Consider the following 23,354-nt stretch of genomic DNA (forward strand, 5'->3'; position numbering starts at 1 on the left):
GTTGTTTTTGTGCTTAAGCCGTTTTATTTTCTGTTACTACAGGCTTTGCATTTACATATCTCGATTTGCAACTCCAACCTCTACTAGCACAAGAGGTTAAAATCAATCCGATTACCATAACTGCGATACATTTTTTAATAGACATTTTTTTGATTTTTTTATAGTTGTTGTTTCTTGTTTGTTATTTGTTGATTTTAAATTCTGTTCTTCTGTTTAATTGGTCTTCTTCTGATGTACAAGTAGTACATTTTACTTTCAATTCCATTTCACCCATTCCCATATATTTCAGTCTGTCTTTACTAATACCTTTAGATACTAAATAATCGAAAGTAGATTTAGCTCTTTTTTCTGATAAAACTTTGTTATATTCATCAGAACCTTTTGAGTCAGTATGAGCAAATATTGAGATCGACATGTTTGGGTTCTCATTTAACACCGTAATTACTTTATTTAATGAAAGTTTAGATTCTTGTTTGATTGTCGCTTTGTTAAAGTCGAAATAGATGTTTTCAATCTGAATCTCCGTTTCAGTAACAACAGGTTTTGATTGATTCAATTCAATTGATGAATCTCCATAAAAATCGCCAGAAGTTAATTGTTTAGTTAACGGTTCATAGCCATCTTTTTCTATAGAAACGTTGTAAATGGTTAGCGGATTATAAATAACAGAAATGTTTCCTTTATCATCTGTTTTTCCATTTGCTAAAATTCTACCAAATTCATTTTTTACAATAATCTTTGTGTTTGGTAACGGTGTTCCTGTTAGTTTTTCTTTAATCGTTAGCTTAGAAACCGTATTTGGCGCCATTTTTAAATTGTATCTAAAAATATCGTAATTTCCATCGGTAGCTGTATTGTCTGAAGAAACATAACCTCTTGTGTCGTTTACCATTACAAAGGCTAAATCATCTTTTCTTGAGTTTAATGTTGCTCCTAAATTAAATGCAGTATGGTAACCATCATCAGTTATTGAAGATCTAAAAACATCAAATCCACCCATGTTGGTATGTCCTTTAGAAGAGAAAAATAAATAGTTGTTATCATTAGATATGAATGGGAATTTTTCGTCTTCTTTGGTGTTTATTTTCGAACCTAAATTCATAGGAACACCTAAAGAACCATTTTCTAAAATGGCAACTTCATATAAGTCGAAACCACCAGCTCCACCAGGAATATTTGATGAGAAATATAACTTTTTACCATCATTTGAAACAAAAGGCGTTTCAATGGAATATTGGTCGTCCATTAGTTTTAATTCTGTAATATTTGTCCAATATTTATCAGATTTCATGTCTAAATCGGCCGTATACAATTTGTAAACGTTTGGATTTTCTTTTGTAGATTGAGTAAAAAACACTTTGTTTTCATCTGGAGTAAAAGCAATTGTACCTTCGTTATCTTTTGAATCAATTGCTGAGGCAAATAAAAGTGGAAAAGTTAAATTTCCAGTACTATCTACATTTACGCAGTATAAATTATTGTTTGGCGTTTTTGTGTCTTCGTTAACTGTAGTTTCATAATGTCTTCTTTTTTTGTTAGACAATATGATAAATTTGTTTTTAAAGAAAGAAGTTCCTATTTCTGATAACTCTGAGTTAACGCTAACTTCATTTAAAATAAACCTTAAACCTTTGGAGTTTTTGTTGATAATGTCGTTAATTGAGTCTAGCTTTTTATTTCTTATAGGCTCTTGTGCTTCTGCTGTTTTGAAAAGTAATAGTGAAAAGGCTAAAATTAAAAACTTTTTTTTCATATTTTTATTAGGTTAAATCTTTGGGGGCGCAAAAATATAAATTTTTATTAGATAAATACTTTATTTTCTGAATTATATGCAAAGATGGCTTCTAATAAATACCTAAAAAATTATAATCGATAATAAGTAGCTTTATTCGTTAAAATGCATAGAACATCATTTTAACGTTAAGAAATATAGTACTTTAAGAAAATAAATTAGTATTGAAGTAATTCTTCTAAATAGTCTCTGGAGTTAGAAAGGCGTGGAATTTTATGTTGTCCTCCTAATTTGTCGTTTTTTTTCAGCCAGTTGTAAAATAAGTTTTCTTTAGCAACATTTAAGACTAAAGGGTTCAGTGTCATGTTGTTAAATCTTTTGGCTTCATAATCTGAATTTACTTGTTGTAGGTTTTTATCAAGTAATTCTGAGAAATTTGAAATGTTTGTAGGATACTTTTTGAACTCGATAATCCATTCATGTGCCCCTTTTTCTTTTCCCTTCATAAAAATAGGAGCTACGGTATAATCTGAGATTTCGCAATTTAATTCGGAACACGTTTTAGCTAATGCGGCATCTGTATTTTCCACCATCAATTCTTCGCCAAAAACATTAATGTGGTGTTTAGTTCTTCCCGTAACTTTTATTCTAAACGGATTTAAAGATGTAAAACGAATGGTGTCGCCAATTAAATAGCGCCATAAACCAGAATTGGTTGTAATGACTAAGGCGTAATTTTTATCAAGTTCAACTTTGTTTAAAGGGATTACTTTTTGGTTTGGTTTTCCAAAAGTATCCATTGGGATAAATTCATAAAAAATACCATAATCTAACATCAAAAGTAATTCGTTAGAATCATTACGATCTTGTAAAGCGAAAAAGCCTTCTGAGGCATTATAAATTTCGTAATATTTGAAATTTTTAGACGGGAATAAGTTTTTATACTGCTCTTTATAAGGATCAAAACTTACCCCACCATGAAAATATACTTCTAAATTAGGCCAAATTTCTAAAATGTTGGTTTTTTTATTTTCTTCTAATGTTTTGTTTAATAAGACCATCATCCAACTCGGTACTCCTGCCAAACTGGTAACGTTTTCTAAGCTACTCTCTTTAATTATGGCGGGTAGTTTTATTTCCCAATCACTCATTAAGGAGGTTTTGTTGCTTGGAGTAGAACTAAACTCGGCCCACATGGGCATGTTGTCAATTAAAATAGCGGATAAATCTCCAAATATAGTATTGTTGTTTTCGTATAATTCTTTACTACCACCTAATCGTAAACTTTTCCCTGTAAACAATTGCGAATTTTCATTATTATTCAAATACATGCACAATAAATCCTTACTGGCTTTGTAATGGTTGTTGTCTAAAGCTTCAGAACTAACAGGAATAAATTTACTTTTTGCATTGGTTGTACCACTTGATTTGGCAAAGTACTTAATATTAGAATTCCAAAAAATATTTTGCGCACCTTGTCGTGTTTGTTCGATGTAAGGTTCTAGTTCTTCATAAGTAGAAACTGGAATTCTTTCATTAAAAGTGTCGTAATTTCTTATAGTACTGTAATCGTATTTTTTTCCTAGAACGGTATTTTCAGCAGCTCTTAAAAGTCCAAATAAAATTTCTTCTTGTACTTCAATAGGATATTTCATAAACAATTCAATTTGATGAATACGTTTTTTTAAAATCCAAGAAGCGATAGAATTAATTATAGGTAATGGCATTTGAATAGTTGTATTTTTATAACTTTACCAAAAATAATAATTTTTATTTCAATTACAATTTTTATGACAACTTTTGAAGGGACATTAACAAAAATGGAAACCGAAATGGGGGCTCCAATTCAGTATTATTTAATTTTCGATTCGAATTTTATTAATATGAATCAGTTACTCAATAAAGATATAGAAATTACCCACAAAGGTTATCAGTGTTTAAATTGTAAGAAAGCCAAAAAAGTATGGCGACAAGGTTTTTGTTACGATTGTTTTTCAACTATTCCAGCGGCTGCAGATTGGATTATGAAACCCGAATTAAGCACTGCGCATTTAGATATTGAAGACAGAGATTTAGAATATGAAAAGCGTGTACAGTTGCAGCCTCATACAGTTTATTTAGCTTTGTCTAGTGAAATAAAAGTAGGGGTTACAAGAAATACACAAGTGCCAACACGTTGGATCGATCAGGGTGCTGTTCAAGCTTTACCTATTTTAGAAACACCAAACAGATATTTAGCTGGTGTAGCCGAAGTGGCATTGAAAAATCATTTTGCAGATAAAACCAACTGGCAAAAAATGTTAAAAAATGAAGTGCCTGTGGTGAGTTTGTCACAAGAAAAAAGCAATTTGAAACAATGGTTGCCAGAAGAAACTAAACCTTATTTTATAGAAGAAGATACGTTGTACAATTTAGAATTCCCCGTACTTCAATATCCAACTAAAGTAACTAGTTTGAATTTAGAAAAAACACCAAATTTTTCAGGAAAAGTGGTTGGGATTAAAGGGCAATATTTAATTTTTGAAGATGGAACAGTCTTTAATGTAAGAACCTACGAAGGTTATGTGGTAAGTTTGAAGTTTTAAGAAATAATGGGCCACAAATTATTCATAATTAAATAATTTGTGGCAAATACTATATATGGTTTTAAAAAGTATATTCTAATCCAACTCCTACAATTTGTTTCCATTGTACTCTTGGACCTTCTGTGATTTGAATGCCATCAATTTCTCGTTTATTTTTAATGTCGTTATCGTATAATAAATGTGTGCCTAAATTCGCTCTTACATATTTATTCACGATCATTTCTACCCCCATTTGCCAATCGACATCAACATTTCCAAAGTCATTTAAATAGTCTGTGTATAATGTAGCTCTGGTGTCTAAATTAATATTGGTCATAATTTTTGTTTTGTACTGACTAGTAACTAAAGCCCCAAGTTCTGTACGATGTTTTTTTCCTTTTCTAATGATAACTGTTCCTGTTTCATCAAAAACGGCTTTTTGTACTCCAAATGCTCCTTCATTAGCCAAACGATTGTCTAAAACTAAAGTAGTTTTTTGAGTTAAAGGTGAAAGATAAACCGTGAAACCTAAATCTTTTCTGGAATATTCTGCTCCAATACCTAAGAAAATGTAAGCAGGAGCAAAAGGTTTTGAAATAGCTTTGTCTGTATTTGGATAGTTATATCCATTGGCAAATTGTGTTAAAAAACTAAATTTTCCTCCGAAGTACCAGTTCGAAATAGTGTCTTTTCTGTATCCTAAGGTTGAATTTAAATTAATCTGATCGTCTGTTTTTCTAACATCAGTATTTTCTTGTTTGTTAATACCGTATCTAATGATCAATTCGTTATTCCATTTCATGTTTTCTCGAGAATAGTTTCGAATAAAATTTCCTTTTGCTAATCCAGATATCGAATTGTTTCCACCAGCAGACCAATTAACAAAAGTAATTTGTGTAAAATCTAATCCTACTTTATTGATCTTTTTCCAATTTGATATTGAATCAGGCTTTTCGGTTCTAATAATTTGGGCGACAGCAAGTGTTGAAAAAAGGAATAATCCAAAAAATAAAATTCTTTTAAGCGTCATTGGTAGTACTCAATAATTGGGTTAAACTTAGGGTATCTAATTGGGTGATTTCAAATAATTGTTTTACGGTTCCATGTTCAATAAATTCATCTGAAACCGCACGATTTATAATTTTGTTTTTGTAATTGTTTTCTATGGCGAATAAGTTAATTACGCTTCCTAATCCACCATTTATCGTACCTTCTTCTACGGTAATAATCGTGGAATATTCGGCAAAAATAGTATTTAATTTTTCTGTATCCAAAGGTTTAATCCAGCCTACATGATACTGAGAAAAATTTTCTGGTTTTCCTGTATTTGATATGGCTTTCATAACATTATTCCCTATTGTTCCAGTGGATAAAACAGCAATTTTGTTTCCTTTTTTTAAGGTTTGTATTTTACCGATTTCAATTTTTTCAAAAGGTTGTTGCCAATTCACAATTTCACCTTTTCCTCTCGGATATCGTATCGCAATAGGATGCTGTAACCCTAACGAAGAAGTATATAAAATATTGCGCAAATCTATTTCGTTCAACGGTGCATAAATCATCATGTTTGGAATGCAATTCATGTATGCAATGTCAAATAATCCGTGATGTGTGGCGCCATCTTCTCCTACAAAACCAGCTCGGTCTAAACAAAAAATAACCGGTAAGTTTTGAATGGCAACATCGTGAATCACTTGATCATAAGCACGTTGTAAAAACGTCGAATAAATATTACAAAAAACAACAAGTCCTTGTGTGGCCATTCCTGCGGCTAAGGTAACAGCATGTTGTTCCGCAATTCCCACATCAAAAGCACGATCGGGAAAAGCTTCCATCATATATTTTAATGAACTTCCAGATGGCATCGCTGGTGTTATGCCAACAATTTTTTTGTTTTCTTTGGCCAATTCCACCAATGTGTGTCCGAAAACATCTTGAAATTTAGGTGCTAAATTTTCGTTCTCTGGTTTAAGAATCTTACCTGTTAATTTGTCGAATTTGCCAGGCGCATGAAATTGCAACTGATTTTCTTCTGCGTAGGATAAGCCTTTGCCTTTTGTAGTGATAATGTGCAAAAATTTCGGGCCTTTTATTTTTTGTAAACGTTGTAATTCTGAAAGTAATTTCGGTAAATCATGGCCGTCAATCGGACCCGAGTAATCAAAATTCAAGGATTTGATTATGTTGTTTTCTTTCGGATTTTTCCCTTCTTTTACAGCTGTTAAATAGTCTTTTAACGCACCCACACTTGGGTCAATTCCCATCGCATTGTCGTTTAAAATCACAAGTAAATTAGCATCGGTAACGCCAGCGTGATTTAAACCTTCAAAAGCCATCCCACTCGCAATAGACGCGTCGCCAATAATAGCAATGTGTTGTTTTTCTGTATCGCCATTAATATTGGAAGCAATCGCCATTCCTAAAGCGGCAGAAATAGATGTAGAAGAATGTCCTACACCAAAAGTATCATACGCACTTTCTGAACGTTTAGGAAATCCCGAAATGCCATCGATTTCTCTGTATTTGTGAAAAATTTCTCGTCTTTCAGTTAAAATTTTATGACCGTAAGCCTGATGTCCTACATCCCAAACTAATAAATCATTTGGAGTATCAAATACATAATGCAAAGCAACTGTAAGTTCTACCACACCTAAACTAGCACCTAAATGGCCTTCTTTTTGAGAAACGATATCGATGATAAATTCTCTAAGTTCTTGTGCAACTTGAGGTAACTGATTTTCAGAAAGTTTTCTTAAATCGGTTGGAGTGGTAATATGTGAAAGTAAATTTTCCATTTGTGCAGCAAAAATACAATAATGTTTGTAATTTTGATAACGAACAAGTAGCAGATGTATATTTAAATTAGCCACGAATTCACGAATTGATCTATTTACTGTGAAATTAGGATTGACAAAGTCGATAAATTATTCGAATTTTTTATTTTAAAATATTTCAATCTAATTAGTAATTCGAGAATTCGTGGCAAAATCAAAAACAAGATAAAATTTGGAAAATATATTTACCGACGAATATTTCATGAAAAAAGCACTTCAGGAAGCAGAAATCGCCTTTGAGAAAGATGAAATTCCTGTTGGAGCTGTAATTGTTGTAAATAATACAGTGATTGCTCGAACCCATAATTTAACTGAGTTACTTCATGATGTAACCGCTCATGCTGAAATGCAAGCCATAACCAGCGCTGCTAATTTTTTAGGTGGAAAATATTTAAAAGGCTGTACGTTATATGTTACGTTAGAACCTTGTCAAATGTGTGCAGGAGCTTTGTATTGGAGTCAGATTTCTAAAATTGTATTTGGTGCTTCAGACGAAAAACGCGGATATAAAACCTTAGGTACACAAATTCATCCTAAAACAGAAGTGATTTCTGGTGTTTTGGAAAAAGAGTGCTCAGCTTTAATGACCAGTTTTTTTCAAAAAAAGCGCTAAAAAACTGCTTTTTTTTACTTCATAATTGAACCAAAAAAGACACTTTTAATTTTATTTAACAGATGTGAATAAAATGTTAAAATTTGGCATGTGGTTTGATGCAGTTATTTTGAAATTAACCATGTTATATTAACTTAATTCCTATCTCAATTTATGAAAGCAAAACGTGTATTACAATTAATCGTATTATTGATTGTAGTGGTATCATGTAGAAAAAAAGCGGAAGACTTTAATTCTAAATTTGAATTGTTTAAAAACTACATTCTGAATTTTAGTTCCGGAATGGTTTCTTCCAAAAGTGATATCCGACTGGTTTTGGCTTTCGATAATAAAAATTGGAAAGCAAATGAAGAAATTGATGAAGATTTATTTTCTATAAGTCCAAGTGTTTCAGGTAAAGTAGTAGCGCTTTCTGCTAATACTCTAGCTTTTATCCCAAAAGAAAAATTAAAACAAGATACAGAATATCAAGTTACTTTTCATTTATCAAAACTTAAAGAAACTCCTGATAAATTAGAAGATTTTAACTTTACGATTAAAACCATCAAACAAGATTTTGCTATAAATACTTTCGATTTACAATCGTACAGTAAAGAATACCAATATCTTAACGGAACTATTACGTCAAGTGACGATTTAGAATTTGATGTCTTAAATAAATTAGTAAAAGCGGAACAAAAAGGAAAAGAGTTAAAAGTCAAATTTCTGAAAAATGGCGCGATAAAAAATGAATACCGTTTTACTATTGATAGTATCCAACGTTTTGCTTCAGATTCAGAAATTGACATTCAATGGAATGGAAGTTCAGAAGATATTGAACAAAAAGGAAATCAAATTGTTGAAATTCCCGGACAAAATAATTTTAAAGTGGTGAATTCTTGGGTAGATCAGAAAGAAATGCAAAGTCTATCCATCAATTTTTCTGACCCACTTTCCAGAGAACAAGATTTTAGTGGATTGGTTCAGGTGGAAACGGCTTCTAATTTACGATTTGCTACTGCCGGAAATGTCCTCAAAGTATTTTTCGAACGTCCGCTAAAAGGCGAATTACTTACAGAAGTTTTTGAAGGAATTAAAAATGACATCGATAAAGTCTTAAAAGAAGGGTTTTCTAAAAAAATCACTTTTGAAGATGCCAAACCAAGTGTGCGATTTATAAAAAGCGGTACGATATTACCAAGTTCTAATAATTTGAAAATTAATTTCGAAGCGGTCAACTTAAGTGCCATAGATGTAAAAGTGTATCAAATTTATAAAAATAATGTGTTGCAATTTTTACAAGACAATGAATTAAATGGTGGAAGAAATTTAAGAAATGTAGCACAACCTATTTCGAAAAGTAAAATTGTATTAAAATCAAACAGCTATACCAATTATAGTAAATGGAATGCCTATGCTATAGATTTATCGAAAATTGTAAAAACAGAACCAGGTGCAATTTACAGAGTAGAATTGTCTTTTAAGAAAAAATATTCCTTACTAAAATGTAGTTCTAATTTAATTGACGAAGAAGAAGAAAGCGAAGAAGAGGAGGAAGAAATTCGCTCTGTTGATGAATATTATGACGACTACTATTATGAAAATTATAGTTGGATGGAAAGTGCCGATCCGTGTACCGATTCTTACTATTACGATATTAAAATAGCCACGAATGTTATTGCGTCCGATTTAGGTGTGGTAGCTAAAAGAGGCGAAAATGGTGCTTATACTTTTGCGGTGAATAATATTATTACCACCGAACCAGAAGGAAATGCGAAAATTGAATTGTTTACTTTTCAACAACAAAAATTAGGGGAAGCTTCAACAAATAGTGATGGAATTGGAACAATCGATTTGAAAAAATACGCCTATTTCGCCATCATAACCAAAGGAAATCATACCACTTATGTAAAGTTAGATGAAGGGCACTCGCTATCGGTAAGTAATTTTAGCGTAGGTGGAGAAGCTCTTCAAAAAGGATTAAAAGGTTTCATTTACACAGAAAGAGGCGTTTGGCGTCCAGGTGATACTTTATTCGTTTCGTTCATGTTAAATGATAGGGAAAGTAAATTGGAAAAAACGCATCCAATCAAGCTAAGTGTAGCCGACCCGCAAGGAAAAACACGTTACCAAGCAATTAAAAAGTATAATGACATGAATCATTATCAGTTTAAAGTCGCGACTCGTGCTTCTGATCCAACCGGAAATTGGGAAGCAAAAGTGTCTATTGGAGGCGTGCATTTTTACAAAAGTCTAAAAATTGAAACCATAAAACCAAACCGCTTAAAAATTAAAAACGGATTTTCAAATGCAACGTTATATGCCAATTACAAAAATTCCGCAAATGTAAGTGTGGCTTGGTTACATGGTGCCGTGGGTAAAAATTTAAAACTTGATATGCAAGCGAAATACATACAAGATATTACCACTTTTAAAGGTTTTGAAAAATTCGATTTTGACGACGAAGTGCGTACTTTTGGTACAGAAGAAGTAAACGTTTTCTCAGGAAAAGTGGACGAAAATGGTGCAGCAAATGTGGCAATCGAACCAAGAATAACCAATCAAGCGCCAGGTAAATTAAAAATGGTTTTACAAACGAAAGCTTACGAACCAGGTGGCGATTTTAGTACGGATGTGGTTTCAGCAACGGTTTCACCTTATAGAACTTATGTAGGAATTAAAACACCAGAACTAAATAAATATGGCACCTTAGAAACGGATGTTGTAAATAAATTTGAAATTGCTACAGTTGGTGAAAAAGGTCAGCCTAAAGCGGTGTCTAATTTAGAAGTTCATGTGTTTAAAGTAGAGTGGAAATGGTGGTGGAATGCTTCGGATAATGATTTATCTAGTTACAATTCTTCTGAAGTTACCATGCCTTATAAACGTTATTTAGTGAGTACCAATAGCTCAGGAAAAGGAAGTGTAGCTTTTAGTGTGCCTGAGAACGATTGGGGTCGCTATTTGATTCGCGTTATCGATCATAATGACGGACATGCCACAAGTTTAACCACTATTATAGATTGGCCAGCTTGGTCTGGAAAAACTAAAAAAGGCGATGCGTCTGCAGCAAATATGTTAGTTTTTGCAACCGATAAAGATAAATATGAAGTGGGCGACGATATTGCGGTTTCTTTTCCATCTAGTGAAGGCGGAAGAGCATTAGTTTCTATCGAAAACGGAACGAAAGTAATTCAAACCAAATGGATCGAATCTAAAAAAGGAGAAACAAAATTTTCCATTGAAGCGACTAAAGAAATGGCGCCAAATGTGTATATCCATATTACATTGTTAAAACCACACGCATCAACTGTTACTGATGCGCCCATTCGTATGTATGGAATTATTCCAATAGAAGTCATTGATAAAAATACAGTATTGCAACCTGAAATCGTTTTACCGACGGTTTTAAAACCAGAACAAAAAACGACGTTGAAAGTAAGTGAGAAAAACGGTAAAGAAATGACCTATACAATTGCTATTGTTGATGATGGGTTGTTAGATTTAACCAATTTTAAAACACCAAATGCTTGGGATAAATTTTATGCACGTCAAGCACTAGGTGTAAAAACTTGGGACGTTTATGACGATGTAATTGGAGCGTATGGTGGAAAAATCAATCAAATTTTCAGTATTGGTGGTGATCAGGATTTAGGTGGCGGAAAGGCCAAAAAAGCGAACCGATTTAAACCTGTAATTATTCATTTAGGTCCCTTTAAATTAGAAAAAGGACAAACGAAAACGCACACTATTAAATTGCCTAATTATATTGGTTCCGTGCGCGCTATGGTGGTGGCTGGAAATGCAAAAGAAAGTGCATACGGAAGTGCAGAACAAACGTGTTTGGTGAAAAAACCATTAATGACGCTAGCTTCTTTTCCAAGAAAAATTTCTGCAAAAGAGAGAATCACTGTTCCTGTAACTGTCTTTGCAACAGAAAAATATATTAAAAATGTTGCGGTACAAGTTGTGGCTTCTAACGGAATTTCAGTAGTTGGCAAAAAAGTGCAACAAATTACTTTTGCAAATCCAGATGAAAAAGTAGTGTATTTTGATGTAGCTGTTGCCGATTTTTCAGGGATTGCTAAGTTGAGTTTTATATCGACTTCTGGAAAGGAAAAATCCGTTTACACGGTTGAGGTAGATGTGGTGAATCCGAATCCAGTTTCACAAGATTTTGTAGAAGTGGTGCTTCCTGCAAACAGTTCAAAAACGTTAAATTGGACCACATTTGGTGTGTATGGTTCCAACAAATCCAGATTGGAAATTTCGTCATTTCCATCCGTTGATTTTAATGGGCGTTTGAATTATTTGATACAATATCCGCATGGATGTGTAGAGCAAACTACTTCTTCGGTATTTCCACAATTGTATTTGTCGGATGTAGTTGATATCGATGCCAACCGTAAAGCACAAATTCAAAATAATATTAATGCTGCGATTCATAAATTAGGTAATTTTCAAATCGCTTCTGGCGGCTTGTCGTATTGGCAAGGTAATGGAAATACAGACGATTGGGGAACTTCTTATGCCGGACATTTTATGTTTGAAGCGGAGAAAAAAGGATATGTGTTACCTGTTGCATTCAAACAAAAATGGGTGAATTTCCAACAAACAGAAGCTAAAAGATGGCGTTATGATGCTTCTCAGAAAAATGATTTTGCACAAGCGTATCGTTTGTATACTTTGGCTTTATCAGGAAATGTAGATATGGCTTCTATGAACCGATTAAGAGAAACCGCTTCCATTTCTAATGAAACCAAATACCGTTTAGCGGCTACGTATGCTTTAGCAGGACAAAAAAATGCAGCGTTGAATTTAATCAAAGGACTTTCCGCACAATTAAATGCAGATATGTACGGTTATTATTATGGATCAGAACAAAGAAACAAAGCCATGTTGTTAGAAACGTATGTGTTGTTAGACAATAAAGCAGAAGCTTTCAAACAAGCTATTAAAGTAGCAAAAGATTTATCGTCAAGTAAATACATGAGCACACAATCTACAGCTTACTCATTATATGCGATTTCTAAATTCGCCATCAAAAATAAAGGAGCTGGAATCAACGCCACCTATTCGTATGCAGGAAAATCGAATGTAGTTACCAGTACTAAATCTTTTATCGATAGAAAACTAGAGGTGAAAACCGGGAAATATACAACGACTATCAAAAACAATAGTAAAGCACCAATATATGTGCGCGTTTTAAATAGCGGAATTTTACCTGTTGGAAAAGAAAAAGTCATGGAGAAAAATTTAAATGCGACGGTGAAATTCACCACAAAAGCAGGAGCGACACTCGATGTTTCTAAAATCAAACAGGGAACAGAAGTGGTGGCGGAAATTACCATTTCTAACAAAGGAACAGAAAAAATGGAGAATATCGCGTTGTCACAAATTGTGCCGTCTGGATTTGAAATCATGAATACTCGTTATACCGATTTTGGTTCATTTGGTAAAAATGTAGCAGATTATATCGACATTCGAGACGACAGAACCCAGTTTTATTTCTCGTTACGCGTAGGCGAATCCAGAACGTTTAGAGTTTTAATGAATACTAGTTATTTAGGGCAATACTATTTGCCAGGCATTCAATGTGAAGCTATGTATGATAATAATTACATAGTAAGAACAAAAGGACAATGGGTAACGATTATTAAATAAATTAAAAAGTACTTCATTAGGGTTTATAATCCTAATGAAGTTAAAATATAAGTTAGTGAAAACAATATTTCTAAAGCTGTATTCCAAAATCAAACAGAAAATTCTGAACCATAAAAAGAAATCAATTGTTAGTTTGGTTTTGTTGGTGTTGTATTATTTTTCCTTGCCTTTTCAATTGTTTGAAAATAGGTATTCTACGGTTATAGAAAGTGCCGAAGGACAATTATTGGGTGCGAAAATCGCTTCCGATGGCCAATGGCGTTTTCCTGAAAATGATACAATTTCTGAAAAATTTAAAAAATGTATTGTCGCTTTTGAAGACCAACATTTTTATCAGCATTTCGGATTTAATCCCGTTTCAATTGTACATGCCATTCAAGAAAATAGAAAAGCGGGTCGAGTAGTGCGCGGAGGAAGTACGCTCACGCAACAAGTCATTCGTTTACACCGAAATGGAAAAAAGCGTAGTTATTTCGAAAAAGCACTTGAGCTGATTTTAGCTACGCGTTTAGAATTTCGTCATTCTAAAGATAAAATTTTGCAACTCTACGCTTCACATGCACCTTATGGAAGCAATGTGGTTGGAATTGAAATGGCGTCTTGGAAGTATTTCGGGTTGCAACCGCATCAATTGTCTTGGGCTGAAACAGCAACTTTAGCAGTTTTACCCAATGCACCAAGTTTAATTTATCCTGGTAAAAATCAGGAAAAGTTACTTAAAAAAAGAAATAGGTTATTGAAAAAGTTGTTTGCTGAAAATGTAATAGACAAAGAAACATATGAGCTTTCTTTACAAGAAACGTTGCCTCAAAAACCTTTCGAATTGCCTAAAATTGCACCGCATTTAGTGGAAAAAGTCGCGAAAGAACATCGAGGGGAAAAAGTAAAAACAACCATTCAAGCCAGTTTACAGCAACGTACCAATGAAATTGTGAATCAATATTACCAAGTGTATAAGCAAAATCAGGTGTATAATATGGCGGTAATTGTAATAGATGTGAAAACAAATAATATTATCAGTTATGTGGGAAACACACCAACGGAAAAACAACACCAAAAAGATGTAGATATTATTGAAGCACCAAGAAGTACTGGAAGTATTTTGAAACCGTATTTATACGCGTCTATGTTAGATGATGGCGATTTGTTACCAGAAACGTTAGTCGCAGATGTACCTACTCAAATTTCTGGATATACGCCACAAAATTTCAACTTGACGTATGATGGAGCAGTTCCAGCTAGTAGAGCTTTAGCTCGTTCGCTAAACATTCCTTCTGTTTTAATGTTACAAGAGTATTCCGTAAATAAATTTTACGAGCAGTTGCAGAAATTGAAATTAAGAAACATTAACCGACCGCCTTCCAATTATGGGTTGTCTTTGATTTTAGGTGGCGCCGAATCAAATTTATGGGATATAACGAAAGCGTATGCTTACATGTCTCGAACCAATTCGTATTATGCTTTATCTCGAGGAAAATATCGCAAAGAAGAAATGGCACAATTGAATTACGAATTCGAAAATAAAATAGATTTTGGTTCAGAATCAGCACAAAAACCCATTTTTGGAGCGGCACCCATTTGGCAAACGTTTAATGCCATGAAAGAAGTCAACCGGCCACAAGGCGATGAGGCATGGCGTTTTTATGATTCGTCATTAGAAATTGCTTGGAAAACAGGAACCAGTTTCGGAAGTCGAGATGCTTGGGCTGTTGGCGTAACGAAAGACTATGTAGTTGGAGTTTGGGTAGGAAATGCAACTGGAGAAGGAAGGCCATTGTTGACTGGAGTAGATACAGCTGCGCCCGTTTTATTTGATGTGTTTCAATTCTTGCCTCGTTCAAAATGGTTTGAAGAGCCACATAAAGATTTAGAAGAAGTGATGGTTTGTGAAAAATCAGGGCATTTGGCTACAGAATTTTGTCCTTCAAAAAAACAATTTATTGCTAAAAGAGCGAAGAAAACTACCGCTTGTCCGTATCATAAAATGGTACATTTAGATCAAACTTTACGTTTTCGAGTAAATAGTAGTTGTGAATTGGTAGATAAAATCGTTTCTAAACCCTGGTTTGTGTTGCCACCTGTAATGGAATGGTATTATAAAAGTAAAAATGTTGATTATTTGAATTTGCCACCTTTTCGGGAAGATTGTGTCAATGCCCAACAAGATAAGTTTATGGATTTCATATATCCAAAAGCCAATACAAAAGTAATTTTAGCTAAAGATTTTAATGGAAAAGTACAACCTGCCATTTTTAAAGTAGCGTTGTCCAATTCTTCAGCGGAGTTGTTTTGGTATGTAGATCAAAAGTATTTAGGAACGACCAAAATGTTCCACGAAATGCCTGTTTTTGCCACCAACGGTTTTCATATCATTACGGTTGTAGATTCCAATGGAAATGAAATCAGACGTAAAGTCGAATTTGAAAGCGAGTAATTTAGTCAGCGGTATACAGTTTTCAGTATTCGGTTTGTTTCAGAGGTGAAATTTTTTCAATTTATTTTGAGGGAAAATATCAAATAAAAAAACCGCTATTCTTTCGAGTAGCGGTTTTGTTTTTTTATAAAATTTCTTTTCCTTGGTTATCAAAGAAATGATATTCTAAATACGTGTAAGCGTCACGAGGTATAATTTTCACCCATTTCTTATGTTCAAAAAACCATTTTGAACGTAAGGATGGAAAACCTTTTGTAAGGTATGCGGCCACAAAAGGGTGTACATTAAGTACAACTTTTTTATGGTCTTTAATAATGCTTTCTAGGTTAGCTTCTATTTTGTCAATAATTAAAATTGGCGCTTCAATTTGTCCGTTTTCGTTCGGATTTTCTTCGTTGGTTTCAATATTAACTTCAGGTCTAACTCTTTGTCTAGTAATTTGAACTAATCCAAATTTGCTAGGAGGCAAGATTTTATGCTTGGCCTTGTCGTCACTCATTTCTTCTCTTAAGAAATCAAACAATATTTTTCTATTGTCTGGGTTTTGCATATCAATAAAATCGACAACAATAATTCCTCCCATGTCTCTTAGTCGTAACTGACGTGCAATTTCTGCTGCAGCAATCATGTTCACTTCCATGGCAGTATCTTCTTGGTTTTGTGCTTTATTAGATCGGTTTCCAGAGTTTACATCGATAACGTGTAACGCTTCTGTGTGTTCGATAATTAAATAAGCACCTTTACTCATAGAAACTGATTTTCCAAAAGAGGTTTTTATTTGTCTTTCTATATGATATTTCTCAAAAAGAGGTAAATCTTTCGATTGATAGTGTTTTACGATAGACGCTTTATCCGGAGCTATTTCTTGCAAATAGTCCTTCGTTTGTAAATACAAATCTTCATCATCTACTTGAATACTCGTGAAAGTATCGTTAAAAATGTCTCTTAACATAGAAGAAGATTTAGTTAATTCTCCTAATACTTTTGATGGATGATGAGCGGTTTGTAGTTTTTTACACATTGTAGTCCAACGGTCTAACAATGTTTCTACATCTTTTTCAATCTCAGTTGTTTTTCTGCCTTCGGCTACTGTTCTCACAATAATACCAAATCCCTTTGGTTTGATAGATACTAATAGTTTTTTCAAACGTTCTTTTTCTTTTCTATCGCTAATTTTTTGCGACACAGAAACACGGTCTGAAAACGGAACTAATACTACATATCTTCCTGCTAAAGAAATCTCAGAACTAATTCTTGGTCCTTTGGTCGAGATAGGTTCTTTAACTATTTGAACTAAAATCGATTGATTGGCGCTTAATGTGTCCATTATAGTGCCATCTTTACTAATTTCGGGTTCAAAAGAGAAATTTTTGAGTGAATAATCTTTTATTTTACCTGCGCTTACAAGTTTAATAAATTTCATCAAAGAGCTTAAGTTTGGCCCTAAATCGTGATAATGCAAAAAAGCATCTTTTTCATGACCTAAATGCACGAAAGCAGCGTTTAATCCGGCAACAGGTTTTCTTATTTTTGCTATAAAAATATCGCCAACCTGAAACTGATTGCTATCGCTAGCTTCTTTTTCTTTGTGTAATTCAATTAGTTTTCCATCTTTTAATAAGGCAAAATCTACTGCGTCTGAACCAGATCGAATAATTAATTCTTTGTTCATGCTGTATCTTTTATATCCGAACATTTTTGTTTGATTGTCTAAAAAATCTTTTAATGAAATTTTAAATTCTCTACTTATTGCTAGGATGGATTAAACAATTTAGGTAAAATACCCAATAGAATTTTAATGCAAAATTGAACTTGTCAAAATCGTATGAAATTCATAATTCAATGAACGTTAATTCTTTTCTAAACAAAGAAAAGTAGTTTTTAGACTACTTTTTCTTTTTGTGACGGTTAGCTCTCGCTCTTTTTTTACGCTTGTGAGTAGCTACCTTATGTCTTTTTCTTTTTTTACCACTTGGCATAATGTGTAGTTTTTATGATTAATAAATAATATTATACAGTTACTTCTGTCTTTTCTTTAACGCTTTCTACAAATACTTTAGCAGGTTTAAATGCTGGAATGTTGTGTGCTGGAATTTTAATTGTTGTGTTTTTAGAAATGTTTCTTCCTGTTTTTTCAGCTCTTGTTTTAACAATAAAACTTCCAAATCCTCTTAAGTAAACGTTATCACCAGTTTCTAATGAATTTTTTACTTCTTCCATGAATGATTCTACAGTAGCTTGAACGTCACCTTTTTCAAGGCCTAATTTTTCTGAAATTTTTGCTACGATGTCTGCTTTCGTCATTTTCTTTCGTGTTAAATTTTATGTATTTTTTTGAGTGTGCAAATATATGAATTAAAAAAACACAAATTCAAACTTAATGAACTAAAATTTAACCATATAAATGATTTATTTTTACGGCTTTAAATTTTAACATGGATTTTTCAATCAAAATTATCAATTGGTACAACCAAAATTACAGAGACTTGCCTTGGCGAAACACCACTGATGCTTACAAAATTTGGCTTTCAGAAATTATTTTGCAACAAACAAGAGTGAGTCAAGGGTTGCCTTATTATACCGCTTTTATAAATGCTTTTCCAACCGTAAAAGATTTAGCAAATGCAGAAGAACAACAAATTTTGAAGCTTTGGCAGGGTTTGGGTTACTATTCTAGAGCCAGAAATCTGCATTTTACTGCGAAATATGTCATGGATACTCTCAATGGTGTTTTTCCAAATTCGTACGATGAATTACTAAAATTGAAAGGGATTGGTACTTACACAGCTGCAGCAATTGCTTCTTTTTCTTCTAATGAACCAGTAGCGGTTGTTGATGGTAATGTTTTTAGAGTATTATCGCGTGTTTTTAATGTAGCATATGATATTTCTCAAAATTCCTCAAAAAAGTATTTTATCGATTTAGCTACAAAAGTTCTTTCTAAATCGCAACCTAATATTCACAATCAAGCGATTATGGAATTTGGTGCTTTACAATGTGTGCCTAAAAGTCCTAATTGTATGGATTGTATTTTTAATGATAGTTGTGAAGCCTTAAAATTAAATAAAGTTTCGGAATTACCCTTGAAGTCGAAAAAGGTGAAGGTTACCAAGCGCTTTTTGAATTATATTGTAGTAAAAAATACTTCTGGTATTTATAAGATGCATAAAAGAACCGAAAACGGAATTTGGAAAAATTTATTTGAATTTCCATGCATTGAATCAGAAAGTGAAATAGCAGAAAATGTAATTTTAAATCAGATTAAAGATAAATATACGATAAATACGTTTCATTATTTCAATTCGTTTGACGTATTGCATAAGTTATCCCACCAACACTTAAATGTAAGATTTTATGCCATTGAAATTGATGATGAAATTCATGATGGCTATTCTTTTGAAGAAATAAGACAGTTGCCCGTACCAATTGTTTTACATAATTTTATAGAAAAAATTGCAATCTAAATAATATTTAGTATTTTTGATAAAAACATATAAGCCATGAACGGTACATTAAATAAGGTTATTCTAATTGGACATTTAGGAGACGAAATAAAAATGCATTATTTTGATGCACAAAGTTGTATTGGAAGATTTCCTTTAGCAACCAATGAAGTATATATTAATAAATCGACAGGAGAAAAAATAACTTCTACCGAATGGCACAATATTGTGGTGCGAAACAAAGCGGCTGAATTGTGTGAAAAATACCTTTCTAAAGGCGATAAAATTTATATTGAAGGACGAATTAAGTCACGTCAATGGACAGCTGAAGACGGAACAACAAAATATACTACAGAAATTCAAGTTACAGAATTTACTTTCTTAAACACTAAAAAAGAATCAGACTTATCAAAAGCCCCAACTAGTAATCCACCAAGTTCAAAAGATTTAGATTTTGACTCACTAGAATAATTGTGTCTTTTAGAGATTGTTTATAAAAATATTAAAGTAGAGAAGAGTTAAGCATATATAGATTTAGGTTTGAAAAATATTACAATCCACTTTCTATAAATTAGGCTCTTTTTTCTTTTAAAAAATAAATTAAAATGAAATGTTCCCTTTTTTTTACCCTGCTTTTTTTTGCTTTACTTTCTTGTGGCGATGAAAAAATGCCAAAGCCAACAGGACAATTACGTTTAGAATATCCTCCAGCGAAATACAAGAAGTTTTCTAATTCTTGTGGTTTTGATTTTGATAAAAACGAATTGGCAGAAGTAAAAGCGACATCAAATTGTGGTTTGGAAATTCATTATCCAAAAATGAAAGCTACAGTATATTTAACTTATAAACCCATTCAAGGTAATTTAGAAACATTGCTTGTTGATGCTCAAAAACTAACTTATGAGCATGCTATAAAAGCGAATGATATCGCAGAACAACCTTATGTAAACTTGAATAAAAAAGTATATGGAATGTTTTATCAAGTTGGAGGAAATGCGGCTACTAATGCACAGTTTTATGTTACAGATAGCACAAAAAACTTTGTAACTGCAAGTATGTATTTTTACTCTAAACCTAATTTTGATTCTATTTTGCCAGCCGCAGATTACATTAAAAACGATATGAAACAACTCATTGAATCGATCAACTGGAAGTAGTTTTAATACTCTAATTTTTGTAAAAAGTCTTTGGCGGAAATGGGTTTCGAAATAAAATTTTTAACAGATTTATATTTTTTAGATTTCTTTATTTCTGAATTATCAATAGAAGAAGAAACCATGTATATGTTTAAATGATCTTTAAATTGATGTTTTTCTACTAATTTTAAAAATTCCCATCCGTCTAAAATAGGCATATTAATATCTAGAAAAACAATATCTGGCAGAGTCTCCTTGTTTTTGTGTTTATTTGTTATTGCATCTAAAGCCAATTGACCATTTTCGAAATTTACAATAGCATCAAATTTCCCAAGTTTAGTTAATATTTTTTTAAATAAAAGTACAAAAACTGGGTCGTCGTCTATTATATAAGCAAGTTGGTAGTTTTTAAACATTGTTTCAGCGTTTAGTATGATCAAGAATTTAAAGAATAATTTTAAAAATTGTGCCTTTACCTAGTTTGCTTTCTAGACTTATTGTTCCGCCTAATACTTCAATTTTATTTTTTATCATAAAAAGACCCAAGCCAACAGCGTCAGAATTGTTGTGAAACGTTTTGTACATACCAAAAATTTTATCTTTATTTTTCATTAAGTCAATGCCAATTCCATTATCTTCTACAAAAATAACTGTTTTTCTTTTTTCTTTTAAAGCTTTTATTTTTATGAAAGGTTTTTTATGAAGCGATTTATACTTTATGGCATTTGATATTAAATTAGAAACAATACTTTCAAAATAGGTTGGAATAGTATTTAAAATTAAATCTGCTGCAACAGTAACTTCTACAGAAATATTATTTGTTTTAATATCGTTTTTATAAGTTTCTAAAATTGAAGCAATTTCTTTTTTTACATTAATTTCCGTTTTTCTTTTTTTGGAAGTAAATTGCAAATCTATTGTTTCGTTTAAATGAGATATAGTTTCAGAAAGCTTATTGTTGTTTTGTTTAAGCAATTGAAAATATTCTTTCTTTTCTGCATATTCATCAGTATCTTCAATTAAATCAATTAACATTGATATGTTACTGGTGTTAGAACGAATATTATGGGAAACAATATGTGTAAAATTGGCCAATTTAGCATTTAAGTTTTTAGACAGCGCAACTAATTTAGTAGCTTTTTCTTCTGCTAATTTTATTGCAGAAATATCTCTTGAAATAATTAAATATTTGGTGTAATTTCCATTATCGTCATATATAACACAGGCGGAATCTTCACGCCAAAAATACTTTTTTGATTTGCCTTTTAATCGAAACTGATATTTAAAATATTTGTTTTTAAGTCCTAAGTTTTCGTAAATGAAATCTTTAGTTTTATTAAGGTCATCTTTGTGAATGTTGTTGAAAACATCTTCTATAGTAAAGTTTAACACTTCGTTTTCGCTGTATCCTAAAAGTTTGTAGTAGGATGAAGAGGCGAAAGTTACTTTTTTGTTTTCTATAACTACAAATCCGTCTGAAGAATTTTCAGTTATTAAGCTAATTTTTCTTTCTGTTTCTAAAAGTTCTTTTTCTAGTTCTCGTCTTTTGCCTTGCTCAATCATTAAATTTAAAATATCGCATAAAACGCGAGCAAATGCTAGATCCGTCTCTGTCCAAACTCCGTTTTCTTTATTGTGTTCACAACAAAAAACACCAATTAGTTTACCGTCTTTTCTAATTGGTATGTCTAACATGTTTTTTATTCCTAACGGCGTAATATAGTTTTCTTTAAGCTCTCTGATATAAAAGTTAGAATTGACATCGTCTGCTACAATCGCAATTCCATCTTTAAGTGCTTGAAAATAAACAGGTAAATATTCGGCTATTAATTTTTTTTCGATAGTATGTGTTTTGGCTGTGGCATCATAAAGATCCTTACAAACTAAATCTTCACCTTCTATTTCCCAGTAACTAGCTCTAATTATTTTTAGCCCTTTGACAGCAGTTTCTGTTATGGTTTTGTATATGTCTTCAATCCCATTATAATCTAAAAAAGACGATTTGTATAATTTAATTAGTAAATTAAAATGATCCTGATTGAATAACAAGCCTTTGTTGATTTCACTTTTAGACATAAAAACAAGATTTTGATGTATTTTTTATAAAAATAGTGAAAATATATTAAAGATAATTTATTTTAAAGTGAATTTTCTAATAATGAAATTAAAAATTTTATAGCCTAGCGTTCTTCTTAACACACGCATCAAATTTGCATCAAAACCAATGGTGTACCTCCTGAAATTTTTATTTGGATTTTCTGCAATATCATATAATTTTTCAACTATTTGATTCGGTAAATTGCAATTTTTTCCTGATTTTTTTTCAAGTAAATAAGATATTTTTTCCATTAATTTGTTATACGAACAAATTTCTGTTTTGGCACATTTTGTAACATTCTTTTGAAATGAAGTGGGTGCGTTTCCAAACTGAACGGTAGATACACTGATGTTAAAATCCGCTAATTCGTAAGCCATACATTCTGAAAAACTTTCTACAGCTTGTTTTGTAGAATGATAAAAATTTCCAAGCGGTAAATTTACCAATCCAGCTACAGATGTAATGTTTATAAATTGTCCAAATTTTTGTGCTCTAAAAGTAGGGATAAAAGCACGGCAAATTTTCACAACGCCTAACCAATTGACATTTACAATGGTGTTAATTTTTTCGTCTTCTGAAAGTTCTACAAAACTTCTGTAGCCCATTCCAGCATTATTAATTATGGTGTCAATTTTTGGATGTTTTTCTAAAATAGTTTGAGTTGCTTTAGAGATACTTTCAGATGAAGTAACATCCATTTCATAACAATGAATATTTGGGATGTCGTTAAATTTATTTGCTTCAGTAAAATGAAGAAGAGTTGCTACTACAATCCAATTGTTTTTTGCAAAATACAAAGAAGTTTGTTCGCCAATTCCACCACCAGCTCCAGTTATTAATACAGTTTTCATTTTAGA

Annotated in this window: 17 protein-coding genes; 7 read left to right on the forward strand and 10 right to left on the reverse strand. The window is 32.2% G+C overall.

Annotated elements, in window-relative coordinates; genetic code table 11:
- Positions 1–13: 13 nt before the first annotated feature.
- The 3 genes from G4D72_RS13495 to G4D72_RS12365 all read right to left on the reverse strand — a co-directional run bounded on the left by G4D72_RS13495 (position 14) and on the right by G4D72_RS12365 (position 3,459).
- The gene (locus G4D72_RS13495) at positions 14–145 is read right to left on the reverse strand and encodes a hypothetical protein (RefSeq protein WP_262887232.1); all 132 of its coding nucleotides are present in this window, start codon (positions 143–145) and stop codon (positions 14–16) included.
- 36 nt (positions 146–181) lie between these two features.
- A complete protein-coding gene (locus G4D72_RS12360) occupies positions 182–1,753 on the reverse strand; it encodes an OmpA family protein (protein ID WP_166078036.1) in 1,572 nt (523 codons plus the stop codon).
- 197 nt (positions 1,754–1,950) lie between these two features.
- Positions 1,951–3,459 (reverse strand): GH3 auxin-responsive promoter family protein, encoded by a 1,509-nt coding sequence (locus tag G4D72_RS12365; RefSeq protein ID WP_166078037.1) that lies wholly within the window; start codon positions 3,457–3,459, stop codon positions 1,951–1,953.
- Positions 3,460–3,522: 63 nt separating this feature from the next.
- Here G4D72_RS12365 and G4D72_RS12370 point away from each other — a divergent pair, with 63 nt between their 5' ends.
- Complete coding sequence (locus G4D72_RS12370) at positions 3,523–4,317, forward strand: DUF2797 domain-containing protein (protein WP_166078038.1); 795 nt, start codon at positions 3,523–3,525, stop codon at positions 4,315–4,317.
- Between the two features lie 61 nt (positions 4,318–4,378).
- Here the strand turns inward: G4D72_RS12370 and G4D72_RS12375 are convergent, their stop codons facing one another.
- Positions 4,379–5,326: a DUF3078 domain-containing protein gene (locus G4D72_RS12375; protein ID WP_166078039.1), complete on the reverse strand. Its 948-nt coding sequence runs from the start codon at positions 5,324–5,326 to the stop codon at positions 4,379–4,381.
- On the reverse strand, positions 5,316–7,091 hold the full coding sequence (locus G4D72_RS12380) for a 1-deoxy-D-xylulose-5-phosphate synthase (protein ID WP_166078040.1): 1,776 nt from the start codon (positions 7,089–7,091) through the stop codon (positions 5,316–5,318). The genes G4D72_RS12375 and G4D72_RS12380 overlap by 11 nt, the downstream gene beginning before the upstream one ends.
- 211 nt (positions 7,092–7,302) lie before the next feature.
- Here G4D72_RS12380 and G4D72_RS12385 point away from each other — a divergent pair, with 211 nt between their 5' ends.
- From G4D72_RS12385 to pbpC, 3 genes are all read left to right on the forward strand, one after another.
- Positions 7,303–7,743, forward strand: coding sequence for a nucleoside deaminase (locus tag G4D72_RS12385; RefSeq protein WP_166078041.1), 441 nt, complete (start codon positions 7,303–7,305; stop codon positions 7,741–7,743).
- Positions 7,744–7,896: 153 nt separating this feature from the next.
- Positions 7,897–13,386, forward strand: coding sequence for an alpha-2-macroglobulin family protein (locus G4D72_RS12390; RefSeq protein ID WP_166078042.1), 5,490 nt, complete (start codon positions 7,897–7,899; stop codon positions 13,384–13,386).
- A 34-nt stretch (positions 13,387–13,420) separates the two neighbouring features.
- Positions 13,421–15,820, forward strand: coding sequence for a penicillin-binding protein 1C (gene pbpC, locus G4D72_RS12395; RefSeq protein WP_166078043.1), 2,400 nt, complete (start codon positions 13,421–13,423; stop codon positions 15,818–15,820).
- 124 nt (positions 15,821–15,944) lie between these two features.
- Here the strand turns inward: pbpC and G4D72_RS12400 are convergent, their stop codons facing one another.
- Both G4D72_RS12400 and G4D72_RS12405 read right to left on the reverse strand, forming a co-directional pair.
- Positions 15,945–17,492: an Rne/Rng family ribonuclease gene (locus tag G4D72_RS12400; RefSeq protein ID WP_166078044.1), complete on the reverse strand. Its 1,548-nt coding sequence runs from the start codon at positions 17,490–17,492 to the stop codon at positions 15,945–15,947.
- 338 nt (positions 17,493–17,830) lie between these two features.
- On the reverse strand, positions 17,831–18,124 hold the full coding sequence (locus G4D72_RS12405; protein WP_091314983.1) for an HU family DNA-binding protein: 294 nt from the start codon (positions 18,122–18,124) through the stop codon (positions 17,831–17,833).
- Between the two features lie 131 nt (positions 18,125–18,255).
- Between G4D72_RS12405 and mutY the strand changes: the two genes are divergently transcribed.
- The 3 genes from mutY to gldD all read left to right on the forward strand — a co-directional run bounded on the left by mutY (position 18,256) and on the right by gldD (position 20,420).
- The gene (mutY, locus tag G4D72_RS12410; RefSeq protein WP_166078045.1) at positions 18,256–19,284 is read left to right on the forward strand and encodes an A/G-specific adenine glycosylase; all 1,029 of its coding nucleotides are present in this window, start codon (positions 18,256–18,258) and stop codon (positions 19,282–19,284) included.
- A gap of 36 nt (positions 19,285–19,320) precedes the next feature.
- Positions 19,321–19,734 (forward strand): single-stranded DNA-binding protein, encoded by a 414-nt coding sequence (locus tag G4D72_RS12415; protein ID WP_166078046.1) that lies wholly within the window; start codon positions 19,321–19,323, stop codon positions 19,732–19,734.
- A gap of 134 nt (positions 19,735–19,868) precedes the next feature.
- Positions 19,869–20,420, forward strand: coding sequence for a gliding motility lipoprotein GldD (gene gldD / locus G4D72_RS12420; RefSeq protein ID WP_166078047.1), 552 nt, complete (start codon positions 19,869–19,871; stop codon positions 20,418–20,420).
- 2 nt (positions 20,421–20,422) lie between these two features.
- Here the strand turns inward: gldD and G4D72_RS12425 are convergent, their stop codons facing one another.
- Genes G4D72_RS12425 through G4D72_RS12435 form a run of 3 tightly spaced genes read right to left on the reverse strand, consistent with a single transcriptional unit; the run spans position 20,423 to position 23,348 of the window.
- The gene (locus G4D72_RS12425; protein WP_166078048.1) at positions 20,423–20,815 is read right to left on the reverse strand and encodes a response regulator; all 393 of its coding nucleotides are present in this window, start codon (positions 20,813–20,815) and stop codon (positions 20,423–20,425) included.
- Positions 20,816–20,843: 28 nt separating this feature from the next.
- Entirely contained in the window at positions 20,844–22,475 is a 1,632-nt protein-coding gene (locus tag G4D72_RS12430; RefSeq protein ID WP_166078049.1) for an ATP-binding protein, read from the reverse strand.
- A 57-nt stretch (positions 22,476–22,532) separates the two neighbouring features.
- Positions 22,533–23,348, reverse strand: a complete 816-nt coding sequence (locus G4D72_RS12435; RefSeq protein ID WP_166078050.1) for an SDR family NAD(P)-dependent oxidoreductase — start codon at positions 23,346–23,348, stop codon at positions 22,533–22,535.
- Positions 23,349–23,354: the final 6 nt, after the last annotated feature.

Source organism: Flavobacterium difficile, from assembly GCF_011392115.1.
Lineage (GTDB): Bacteria > Bacteroidota > Bacteroidia > Flavobacteriales > Flavobacteriaceae > Flavobacterium > Flavobacterium difficile.

Excerpts from the sequence above, each read along its gene's own strand:
- G4D72_RS12435 (WP_166078050.1), bottom strand. The coding sequence starts at position 23,348 with ATGAAAACTGTATTAATAACTGGAGCTGGTGGTGGAATTGGCGAACAA.
- G4D72_RS13495 (WP_262887232.1), bottom strand. The coding sequence starts at position 145 with ATGTCTATTAAAAAATGTATCGCAGTTATGGTAATCGGATTGATTTTA.
- G4D72_RS12370 (WP_166078038.1), top strand. The coding sequence starts at position 3,523 with ATGACAACTTTTGAAGGGACATTAACAAAAATGGAAACCGAAATGGGG.
- G4D72_RS12430 (WP_166078049.1), bottom strand. The coding sequence starts at position 22,475 with ATGTCTAAAAGTGAAATCAACAAAGGCTTGTTATTCAATCAGGATCAT.
- gldD (WP_166078047.1), top strand. The coding sequence starts at position 19,869 with ATGAAATGTTCCCTTTTTTTTACCCTGCTTTTTTTTGCTTTACTTTCT.
- G4D72_RS12390 (WP_166078042.1), top strand. The coding sequence starts at position 7,897 with ATGAAAGCAAAACGTGTATTACAATTAATCGTATTATTGATTGTAGTG.
- G4D72_RS12365 (WP_166078037.1), bottom strand. The coding sequence starts at position 3,459 with ATGCCATTACCTATAATTAATTCTATCGCTTCTTGGATTTTAAAAAAA.
- G4D72_RS12375 (WP_166078039.1), bottom strand. The coding sequence starts at position 5,326 with ATGACGCTTAAAAGAATTTTATTTTTTGGATTATTCCTTTTTTCAACA.
- G4D72_RS12380 (WP_166078040.1), bottom strand. The coding sequence starts at position 7,091 with ATGGAAAATTTACTTTCACATATTACCACTCCAACCGATTTAAGAAAA.
- pbpC (WP_166078043.1), top strand. The coding sequence starts at position 13,421 with ATGAAGTTAAAATATAAGTTAGTGAAAACAATATTTCTAAAGCTGTAT.
- mutY (WP_166078045.1), top strand. The coding sequence starts at position 18,256 with ATGGATTTTTCAATCAAAATTATCAATTGGTACAACCAAAATTACAGA.
- G4D72_RS12400 (WP_166078044.1), bottom strand. The coding sequence starts at position 17,492 with ATGAACAAAGAATTAATTATTCGATCTGGTTCAGACGCAGTAGATTTT.
- G4D72_RS12405 (WP_091314983.1), bottom strand. The coding sequence starts at position 18,124 with ATGACGAAAGCAGACATCGTAGCAAAAATTTCAGAAAAATTAGGCCTT.
- G4D72_RS12425 (WP_166078048.1), bottom strand. The coding sequence starts at position 20,815 with ATGTTTAAAAACTACCAACTTGCTTATATAATAGACGACGACCCAGTT.
- G4D72_RS12360 (WP_166078036.1), bottom strand. The coding sequence starts at position 1,753 with ATGAAAAAAAAGTTTTTAATTTTAGCCTTTTCACTATTACTTTTCAAA.
- G4D72_RS12415 (WP_166078046.1), top strand. The coding sequence starts at position 19,321 with ATGAACGGTACATTAAATAAGGTTATTCTAATTGGACATTTAGGAGAC.